Genomic DNA, 10984 nt, shown 5'->3' with positions numbered 1-10984 from the left:
TAAATAGTTCAATGAGTCTGGTTTGTTTGTACCAACTTAATCTGCTCTTTCTCATATGACTATCCTAGATTATTTTACTTATCTAGGACAGCCCCTTAGTTTAAGCTATTACTTTAACTGACTATCACAGTGTTACCAAGTTGAAGGAGGTGTAGGGCATGATTTCAAATTGTTATAAAAATTCGTGCTTTGATAACGTAAGCAAGCGTTATACACCTCAGCTTCTAAACCTTCAAGAGTTGGGTGAGCATTATAAATAAAGACTAGCGATTGACCTAATTGGCTAGGGTAAAAATGCCATGAGCGCTGCAACCAGTCAAGACCTGCTTCATTATGACCAACCTTATATTCATAAAGCCCTCTGTACTGAGATGATTGCGGTGTTGGCTTATATTCACTATATCTTAGCAAAGCGGCGACTTGATCGTCGCTCAGACTATTTGCCATGATATCTATATTCTGTACAATTAGCTTATCTTCATCTTCACTAAACAAAGGCAACTTCAAAAATACAGAATAAAAAGCATTGGCTCTGGCATTATATTGAGCTTCCTCATTAGAAGCGTTTGAGGCATATAGACGATAGTTATTTTGATAAATAATTATAAAAAAGCATACTATTGCAAAACAGACAAAAGATGTGATTAAGATGGGCAACTGGTATAAAGAGCCCACTTGCCCCTTAGATCGCTGATTCGGTATGGCGGTCAAAAACAACACAACTGCGAGCAAAAAGAAAGTGTTCCAGAGCGGATACTCAACCATACTATGTACAGCCGTGATAGTCAGTAGCGCTAAGACAAAGGCACTCTCAAGTTTCAATGACGTACTGATAGCAGGTATGAGTGCCCATATAGTGCCTACGACAACGACAAGAGTACCAACAATTCCCATTTCAACTAGCAATTCACTAATAATATTGTGTGAATGTTCTGGTAACTTCTCTTGCTGATGCAAATCTAAAGGCATTAGATCTAAAGCCCTCGAAAATGCCTGAAAAGTAGACTCATTCCATCCTTGACCAAAGATGGGCGCTTGCATAAATCCTAACAGCGCCTTTTTTAACTCATACCCACGCGCAGTATCACTACCACTTGATAAGACGCGCTGCAGTCCTGTCTGAGTAGCGCTATCAAAGCTTGAGAGTATCAGAGGCATCAGTACTTGTGGAACTAGTATCAGAGCACTAATCGCGAGCAGTAATTTAGAACTCTTTAAAAGTTTACGAGAGTATAGGATCTGTAGTAAGGCGATAATAAGCATCGCAATGCCATAAAGCAGGATACTTCTGGAGTCAACCAGTCCTAAGATGACTGCTATTATCACCGTCATTGTTGCGCTGAGATAAAAGCCATTACCTCTTTGCACTGTCAAATAACTGCCTGCAACGATACCCCAACATAGATAATGTGCCAATAAGTTACGTTGACCAAGCTGACCTTGTATGCCATTGTCTGCACTCACGTTAAAGACACCTAGTACAGACACCTCTATGCCAATCGCCTGCATTACGACCACCAACGCTTGGATACTAGTACCAATCAGTAGCGACCATGCGATGACAGTGATGAGCTGTGTTCTATCTATAACAGAGTGAATACTCCAAGCTACCGCTGCAAATAGCACAAAAACTATCGACGCTTTAATATTACTCTCTATATAAATTACATCAGTAAATAAAGGCTGAAGTAACCAATAGCTCGCCATCGCAAGTAATACATAGCTGACCCGAGGAGCGCTTGCTTTAAGAGATTTGCTCATCGTCGCTAGTAAAACGATGCACAAGCTAAAAGCAACCACCACAAAGTCTTGGTATATACTACTATATACAGCATAGTGCTCTGAAATAGCGAAAGGTAAGGTTAATAATAGTGCTACACACGCTAGCATAACGCTCACTGTCCAGTGTCTATCGTAGTCTATTTGGTTCATAGGGAGCACTCGCGATAAAAGGGTCTAACATAAAAAGATAGCTAATAGGTGTAAGGTTTTATCACACCAACTTTAACTTAATAGTGCTGCAATCAATAATAAAGCTCGACAAAAAACCCCTCATGTGAGGGGCTTTTTTATCAAAATCTAATATTAAATTAGTTATTCAAATTAAAATTAGGTGCCAACTGAACAAGTACCAGTATCCATAGCACAAGTAATAGTCGATTCTTCACCAGGCTTTTTAGGTGTAAATTCTTCTGTTGCCCCAGATAACTTCTGAGGAGTGTTATAAGTAGTAGCAAAGACTGTAGTGGTTTCAGTAGCATTACAAGCCGTCAATTTTGGCTCTGAAACAGTTTCACCAATTGTTGCATTTGTCGTTACCGTACGTACATAACTTGATGCTTCATCTAGACAAGCATTGGTAGCAGCTTTGATTGTATAGTTCTGATATGCAGGGATAGCGATCGCAGCTAGAATACCGATAATAGCAACAACGATCATTAGTTCGATTAAGGTAAAACCTTTTTGAGCAGTGTTCATAAGAACTCCTTTAGGGGTATATAAAGATAAGTGTCTGTTGTTGATACAGCCGCACTTTATCTTTAGTAATATAATCTATTTTCTCTTAGAATAATTAATGCATATAACGTGCCAAATTTTAATCACGAATAGCTTAAAGTTACAATGCTTGAATAAATCATGGCGTTTATTGTTTAAACGATATCATTGTCTAAAAAACTATATATAGGATACAAATAATATTGCTGCAACCCTACTAATAATTGTCAATCCAGTTATTGTATAAAAGTAATTTGTAAGTATGACTGACATTTTTTGTCAGTTTTGAATATTCTTTTGCTGATATTGTGTTAGTTCCATTCATCAGCCATACCACATTTTTGATTTAAACCGCTACCTCGACATTTTTCCCCCTCAAAATTGAGAGTAAGTATGCCGTCATTGGCCATTTGAGTGCCAGATATAGGAGCAGCAGTGAGTATCCAGTCTCTGTCATCAAACCCAGTACCATCGACGGAAGTGATGCTAATGTTGTACAACGCCGTACCCGTATTAGGAAAAGTAGTACCTGCACCACTGACAGTATTATTGAATATCTCGTTGAGTGGAATACGGTCATAGCGTTTATAGGTAATCTTATTGGCTTCTATTCGTGATCCTATCTGTTGCATTTCAGACATCATATCGACGCGCTTACCCTTTTCTATATACCCCTGATAACTTGGATATACAATCGCTGCTAATATGCCAATAATAACAACGACGATCATAAGTTCGATAAGTGTAAAACCATTCATACCTTGCTTCACCATATCTTACTCCCAAGTCCACAATTCTGTACTGACCCAGCCGCTACCATTATATTACTGGCTTTAGATTCACACTTAACGCCTTGACTGGTATAAGCCAACATAGGGCTGTTTTCGACCAAACTACCAGCACGCGGTGTTGCTACCATCACCCAGCTATTGGCAGGCGAGGCTGTGGACAAAGAGACAGCAATAGGAGTAATGGCTGAGCTAACATGCATGATACGTATAGCATAGTTATGAGTCGTTGCACTACTACCGTTAGGAACATATACCGTATTGGCCGTAGTCGACCACCCACTACTTGGTGTAAAGCCACCATAAGTCAATGCTTTTGCTCGCCACTGCTCAAGCTCTATACTTAACCTGAGCATGTTTGCTTCGGCTTCACTCTGTGCATTTTTTCGCACATATTGCCTATAAGATGGAACTGCAACGGCGGCCAGTATCCCAATTATCATGACAACTATCATCAATTCAATGATAGTGAATCCGCGCTCAAAAGGTCGCCGCACTTATCGCTCCTTCCATTCCATAGGATCTAGCTGCGAATCTGTCACTACTTTACAGCTAGTACCCTGACAATTTAATTCTTCAGTAATAGGATTGACAACCAAATCAATTTTACCGCCGCCACAATTCCCACTTGGACAAGAGTTTTCTAGTACTACAACACTGTTTTTTACATCACCGTCGAAATTACCGTCTGCAATAATGTTATCGACGATACCTATACCTGCATTAGAGACGTAACGCGTTTTTCGCACTGCCCAATTTCCAGTAAGATTGCCACTGGCGTCCAACCCTTTACTCAAACATACACCGTAAGGTAAGCATAGTTGCTCTCTCTGAGTACGTCCAGTCACACCTGCAGAACAAGTACCTGAAGTATCTCCCACATTAGGATTGTAAACGGTAGTGAATAACAAACCAGCTATCGCATCTGGCTGGTTAAACATCTTGAGACCTCTATTATTTGTCGAAATAGCCTGCGTACCATTAGTCTTGGCTTCAGACCACATCATCAATGGCATGTACCAGCCAAGTTTTGTATAGTTATCCATTGTGGTTTTAATGGTATTGTCATTAGTGAATTCGCCAGAACTATTGGTAGTAAGCTCTACTAAACTCGCAGGAGTTATCGCCAGTGACTGTTTTAAAGTTAACGTTACATTTGCACATTCATCGACCGTAGTGTCCTTAATGTCATAACAGAATAAATCAGGACGGGCAATATCTTGATCTACAAAAGTATAGATGCGATCAGCTACATTCCGTTGTGCTGTGACAGGCGAGCTTCTATCGCCCGTACCTACAGTTACTAGCCCCACAATATCAGTGCCTTCACCTAGCCTAGTAAATGTCACTAATGGTTTTTCATATATTCTTGGAAGTGCATCAGTCCCACTAGATGCAGCATTAGTACCGCCAGCGGACAGATCAAGTACCTTGGTGACTCTCTTGACAGAAAAGTCACGAGCATCTGTGGCACTATTAATATCTACTCGCCATACTTGCCCTCCCAAGTCTGCAAAAACTATTTGATCTGTTAGTCCATCGTAGTTTCTATCTAGCACTCGAACTTCAGTGACTACGCTATGCTTCATATCTGATGCTTGAGTGAACTTACTGTTTCCAGCGCCATTATTGTCGCTGCTCGTCCACCACAATAAATCGCCATTACCTGAGGTCGTATTAAAGCTGTTTTCGTTAGTTGCATTCGGAGCAGTAGATGTTGTTTTATCAACTTCTTCTTGACCTACTTGAACCATATAGATGCCGTTACCTTGAGCAGTGGCTTTGCCATTACAGTTTGCTAGCGTATTGGTCGTTACAGCTGTGCCAAGTTTAAATTTAGGATCTTCATAACAACGATCGTAACCACCAGCCAAGAAATTTACCATGACTCGCTTACCATCTTTCATGACATAGCCTACACTAGGCTCAGCAAAACTAAGACCCATTTTTGCATATGCTTTTTGTTCATTGCTATTGGTAGTAGCGTTGGCAACAATGTCATTTTTGATCCCTTTTGCAGTTGCACTACCATCAATAGCATAGGTCGAACCGACTGAATAGATCATTTTAGGATCAGTGAGGTCAGATAAATTAAGACCGTAATACATAGACCCACCCATTCTCAGGCCACCAAAAGCAAGAGACTGTAATGCTTCAACTTTTGAACTTGTATATTTGTAGTTGGTAAATACTGTCCAAGGCCCATCAACACCAAATATAGACTCGCTAGCCACTCTATCAGGATCAACAAAACTGGCGCCTTGCTGCTCTAAAATATGCTTAGGGATAAAGGTGAATACTTCTTCACCTGCTTTATTCGTACCATAGTCTGTATCCTTGATAACATGAAGTGCACCATCAAGTGAACCATATAGCACGTAATCTTCGCGTTTAGTATTATCAATTGAGCCATCTGTCTTCAATTCTGCTTTCTTAGAGATCAGCTGTGGCAAAGAATGCAATACGCCACCCAGCTGTTTTTTATTTATATTAAATGCTACCCCAGTCGCTTTTGTATCATTGACGTCCAACGTATTTGCCACTGGAAAGCCTAAAAAATTTAAAAGTTGTTGCTTTTGAGTCGGAGTGTAAGTCGTCAGCGCATTAAACCCTACTGGCTTAGCTGAAGCCGTAAGTGCACTAGTACCAATACTTTTTAAGCTTCCACCTTGGTTGACAAAGAGCTTACGGCTGTTATTATTTTCAAAGATATGCTGATACGTGCCACCTACCTGAGGTTTTCCTTGATCAGGCCGTCTAGCGTCTGCGCGACTTGTATTAATGATAGTGTTATAAAGATCAGAGGTATTTAATGCAAATACCCCATCCTTGTCAGTAAAAACCACCTTGTTGTCTTTATCGACTAACGTTCCATTTTTTATATTATATTTTTTAAGGTTTCCTCTCCATAACTTTTTAGGAGATAAAGGGTCTGGGTCAAGTATTGGCAGATAGGCAAATTTACGTGAAGTAGATACATTAAGATCATCTAGAGGTACGGCCATACTACCGGTAGAGATAGGCGGGATATCAGTCGTCAGCCTACCCGTCAAAGACTTAACACTGTTGACAATATCCTCTGCACTCTCTGCATAATAAAAACCACCTTGACCTTTGATACCCAAATTACATAGTTTTTTGACATTATCATCAGAAGCAGCATCGCAATCCACTGCTGTTGTAGCATTTCTTAGACTACTATAGTCACCACCAAACCCAACCGTCGCTGTCTTAATTGCAATGCCACTTGGATTAGCCGTATTCAATAGCTTATCGGCAAAATCAGACATACAACTCCAACCAGATTCATCATCTCTATAATCATTACTACACGTAACTGATAATGAGCCTGTGGTAAGCGCTACTGGTGTCAGAGCATTATCCATCACTGTTTTAGCAATAGTTGCATCCGATTGGTTAGGCTCACCATCCGTCAAGAAATAGATGCCATTACCAGCACAGGTCTTATCACTTGGCGGTAGTGGCGATGCATAGTATTTTTCGTCATCAGTCTTAGTGTTTCTTGGTGAATAAGGGAAGCCACTATAAATATTATCGGTAAAGTATTGCTCCTTAATTGGATAAGGACTAATGTTGTTACTAATTATAAGTGGATCATTAGCCTCTACACTGTTTTTATAATAAGAAATATAATGTTCACGCCATCTCCGATCATAAACATGCCATTCCCAATCTTGTTTATATTTAATATTGCCATTTAAATCGCTGTTACGCAAAGACCTGCCTAGGTCTTGCCAGTTATTACATTCTATAAGTTTATTGCTGGCACTGATTAAGTTTAAATTAATAGGTGCCCAACCTACGCATTTGGCATCTTCGCGTCCGTAGCCAGTACTAGATGTCTCATTATCACGAAAAGTTTCTTTTTCTAATGTATATTCATTTTTAATCAGTTTATTAGTGGTTGTACCCATCATATAGGCACCAGCCTCGGCATATGCTTGAGCAGCCGGAGTACCTCCATCAGGCTTAAGATCTTTGATAAAACTATCTATATCTGTCTTATGTACAGCATCTAGCTTTTTAGCAGGTATATCGATATGCCCGTTTGTAGTATAACTGCCAGATTGTTTAGGGTAAGTACCAATAGCAATTTTGACAATACCTTGCAAATCGGAGTCTTTAACCAAATCAGAAACGCCCATCTTGAGGCTATCGATACGGCGAAAATACTTATCACTTCCTACTTTACAGTAATATCTTGGGTAAGGATAACTTGAACTATTATCAGTATAAAAATAGCGACCATTATATTGACAGCCACTAGGAGCATCAACATCATTCATACTACCTGAGATATCTAGCATCAAAGTAATGACTGGCAGTGCCTCTTGCGGACCTTTATATATTTCCAAGTCACCATGACGCTGCAAGCTGGCCTGAGCAGTGGTAGATATCATAAATGATGTGACTGCTACCGTTAACGTTTTAAGCTGCCACGAATGAATTTTTTTAGCAACTGTATTATTCATAATATTCACCTTAATTCTAGGGATCAGCTTAAGCAGCGCACGCCAATGGGTTTAGACTTATAAGCTTGCATTTGAGTGTTGTATGGTACGCCAAGATTTTCAAGACAGGCATCGATACTGCATTCTATAAACAATTCAGGACGTGTCGCATAATCCGAATTTTCGGCCTTAACTTTTTCTTCACACTTATCTTTTAGAGTATCTGTATTTACAGTCTTTAGGCACGCGTTTATTTTTGCAGTAGCAGCATTAGAGAATGCTGGTATCAGCGAGGTTGCATACACTTCAAAATTCGCACATTCAAATGGAGTTTGTCCTGTCTGAGAAACTTGATCATCTGTAAATGTTTTATCACCCTCTAGACTATAAGGTAATGCATCGTTAGCTGAGCTTTTTGCAAACGTCATTTGAGTAACAGTGCGACTTTCACCAACATAATCTTCAGAGTCACCTACATCGCAAAACCCATCCTTCTTTCCAGAAATATATCCTGTACCATCAGATGTTTTTTCTGTTAATTTATTTTGATTAAAAAACCTATTAGTTTTTGGTCGTACACAGAATATGATTTCACGTCCAATATACTGCTTGCCAGGTCGAGTTACATAGCCTCTGACATTATCAACACTATTTCCCTTACCTAAAGACCTATCTTCTTTTTCAAGTTTATTAAATGCTGCATCAGTAGATTGAAAAGTCAGCTTTCCAACTTGTGAAGCAGTAGCAAGCTTTAAATCAGTACTACTTCTTTGAATAGCTATAGTACCAACCAATGTTATTAAGATAAGTACTAATAAAACCACAATCAGTACTGCGCCTGATTCTGAACCTTTGATATCGTCACCTTTAGAAGTAAATATCATGGCTTACCTCGTGCATTACGAATTAATGTGGTAGTTTCATATACATTTCTTAAATATTTACTATCATTAGCGGCTAAAGTGCTAAGTTGTTGGTTGCGTTTATCCAATATATTAAATCGCAAGCTATTGTTCTCTTGCTTAGATACTGTCGCAGTATCAGAGTGAATTAATAGACCAACTTGTAAGCTCACGATGCGCTGTCCCATTAGTGTAGTAGGGTCTGAAGGAATGGGCCGATAGACAAGTGCTAAGTTCGTGGGGTCTGTAGCAAAATTATCTTGTGCAGTAGTGCCCAGCAGTACCCTAAAATAATCTACATTAGGAATGACAATCATGCCACTTCCTTTGAGCTTAGCTAAATTTGGCGCTGTTATGTTTATGCCAGCACTGTTAGCATCAGCTTCATTATAAGTGTAAATAAGCGAAGCACATGCTAGCCCATTTTTGTTTGGCGTCACAGATGTATCACGACGAACAAAATAACGCTCTACAACATAGTCTTCCTTATCCACACTTTCCCCATCACAAGTAAACATACCGTTTTGATAGGCCTGATATTGTATAGTCAATTGATCACTCTTAGTGACCCCTTGTATATTACTCAGACTGTTTATCGATTCATTAGCAGAAAGTATGTCTGTTGGCAAAGCAGTAGAGCCACTTTTTAACCCGTTTAAATTAGATTTAGACCATGGGCTGGTGGATCCACTACTAGGTGCTGTACCTGTAGGTCTAGTTAGAACCACCCCTCCCTGCGGAGTTAGATGATTTAAATAAAATCCGCTAGTGGCATTTGAGTTTGCTCCATAGTTTGCTCTTCGAAGATGCTTACTAAAACCATCTATACCAAATACTGCATTATCCTGAAGCTGCGAACCCGCTTTTTGTCGATTGTTATTGACACTACTAGTATAGAATATCTGCAATGCTGCTGCAGATATTAGCAACCCTAATATTAAGGCAACCATTAACTCTATCAGAGTAAAACCATATTGACCCATGCGAATATCTATATATATAGGATAACTTTTTTGCTTCATTAGGTTATCTCCATAAACATGCAAGTCGCGCTTGGATGATATATACCACCTTTAGTAATCGAGTCATCTTCATTGGTTTTTTGAGAGGTCAAACAGTCCATTCCGCCTTCAGGGTTACTATCAATACCGATAGTAGGTCTAGTATTACCCCACGCACTAACTAGGCACCATGAATACATAATATTAGTAGCCGTTTGACCACCAGTACTAGGACAAGGATGCAGATTAACTGTAAATCCATGATTATTCATATCTTCGGTATATAGATAAGCTTCAGCGGTAGCTAACTGAACTGGTGTGCATGCCGTTTTATCAGTACCATAGAGCCCACAACTTTTCCCAGGCGCATTGGTTGCTGGAGCATTAATTGCAGTCTGATAAGCACTAATGGCTGTTGGGTTGAGTCTTATTTTTTCACCCATATTTCGCATCATCACCAAAGATTGAGTACGCTCAAGAGATTCGTCGGTAGCTTTTATCGCTTGACCTTGCATAGCTGCAAAACCTAGTACAGCGATCGCTAAAATTAGTAGGGACACCATCACTTCAATTAATCCAAAACCCTGTTGATTAGTATCCATTAGCAATTCGTCCCTGAACATTCAAAAGCCCGTTTCGTATTTACTCTCACTCGTTGTGTCGTAGCTCCAGCTCTAGTATCCCCTACATTGATTGCTACATTAGCAGGCATGATACCGCTGACACCTTCTGTTATCATGCCTTCCTTGCTAATTAGTAGAGTCGTTGCTGTAGTAGGATTGAAACTTAATACACTGCTATCACTTAAGCTATAGCTAGTAATAATAACACCTTCATTGTTCCGTAATTTAATATCATTACTAGTGCCACTATAAGCCCAAGTGGTAGTACTACGTGAAATAGCACTTTCAGCTTTTGCTCTTGCGATAGAAGTCTGAATTAAAGTAGATGTTGCTTTTATTTGATTGCTTGCTAATTGCTCGATGATACTAGGCCCAGCAATACCGACAATAATAGCCAATACTGCAATGGTCACCATCAGTTCAATCAGGGTAAATCCTGAGTTGGTTGTTCGTAGCGTAAGTGGTAGATTATTTGTAGATGCGTTCACATCAAATCCCTATTTATAACGGCAATTTCATAATAACTATTGTTTGTCTAATACCAATACTGAACCAAAAAACTAACAATGAATTCATATTTTCGTATCATTTTTGCCAGTCTTTTTATTGTTATTTAATAAAAATGATGCAATTTTTGTTCCATAATATTTAACAAAAGTTTTGCATAGAAATAATAATAGCTATAACAGTTATACAAGCTAT

At 39.3% G+C, this 10984-nt stretch carries 9 protein-coding genes; all 9 read right to left on the bottom strand.

Annotation, left to right across the window (positions count from 1 at the left end; genetic code table 11):
• Window positions 1-132: 132 nt before the first annotated feature.
• A complete protein-coding gene (locus C8D84_RS07715; protein WP_109591237.1) occupies window positions 133-1932 on the bottom strand; it encodes a PglL family O-oligosaccharyltransferase in 1800 nt (599 codons plus the stop codon).
• A gap of 177 nt (window positions 1933-2109) precedes the next feature.
• Window positions 2110-2478, bottom strand: coding sequence for a prepilin-type N-terminal cleavage/methylation domain-containing protein (locus tag C8D84_RS13990; protein ID WP_109591236.1), 369 nt, complete (start codon window positions 2476-2478; stop codon window positions 2110-2112).
• A gap of 329 nt (window positions 2479-2807) precedes the next feature.
• Complete coding sequence (locus C8D84_RS07705; protein WP_109591234.1) at window positions 2808-3269, bottom strand: type IV pilin protein; 462 nt, start codon at window positions 3267-3269, stop codon at window positions 2808-2810.
• A complete protein-coding gene (locus tag C8D84_RS07700; RefSeq protein ID WP_320158177.1) occupies window positions 3263-3781 on the bottom strand; it encodes a type IV pilin protein in 519 nt (172 codons plus the stop codon). The genes C8D84_RS07705 and C8D84_RS07700 overlap by 7 nt, the downstream gene beginning before the upstream one ends.
• A complete protein-coding gene (locus tag C8D84_RS07695; protein WP_109591232.1) occupies window positions 3782-7777 on the bottom strand; it encodes a pilus assembly protein in 3996 nt (1331 codons plus the stop codon).
• Between the two features lie 23 nt (window positions 7778-7800).
• Window positions 7801-8640, bottom strand: coding sequence for a PilX N-terminal domain-containing pilus assembly protein (locus C8D84_RS07690; RefSeq protein ID WP_109591230.1), 840 nt, complete (start codon window positions 8638-8640; stop codon window positions 7801-7803).
• A complete protein-coding gene (locus C8D84_RS07685) occupies window positions 8637-9680 on the bottom strand; it encodes a PilW family protein (protein WP_109591229.1) in 1044 nt (347 codons plus the stop codon). The genes C8D84_RS07690 and C8D84_RS07685 overlap by 4 nt, the downstream gene beginning before the upstream one ends.
• Entirely contained in the window at window positions 9680-10261 is a 582-nt protein-coding gene (pilV, locus tag C8D84_RS07680; protein WP_227694036.1) for a type IV pilus modification protein PilV, read from the bottom strand. The genes C8D84_RS07685 and pilV overlap by 1 nt, the downstream gene beginning before the upstream one ends.
• Window positions 10261-10770, bottom strand: a complete 510-nt coding sequence (locus C8D84_RS13865; RefSeq protein ID WP_228244513.1) for a pilus assembly FimT family protein — start codon at window positions 10768-10770, stop codon at window positions 10261-10263. The genes pilV and C8D84_RS13865 overlap by 1 nt, the downstream gene beginning before the upstream one ends.
• Between the last annotated feature and the right edge of the window lie 214 nt (window positions 10771-10984).

The organism is Psychrobacter immobilis (genome assembly GCF_003148585.1).
In the GTDB taxonomy this organism is placed as follows: domain Bacteria; phylum Pseudomonadota; class Gammaproteobacteria; order Pseudomonadales; family Moraxellaceae; genus Psychrobacter; species Psychrobacter immobilis.
The sequence above is the reverse complement of the archived record's forward strand: the minus strand, read 5'-3'. Positions and strand labels throughout refer to the sequence as shown.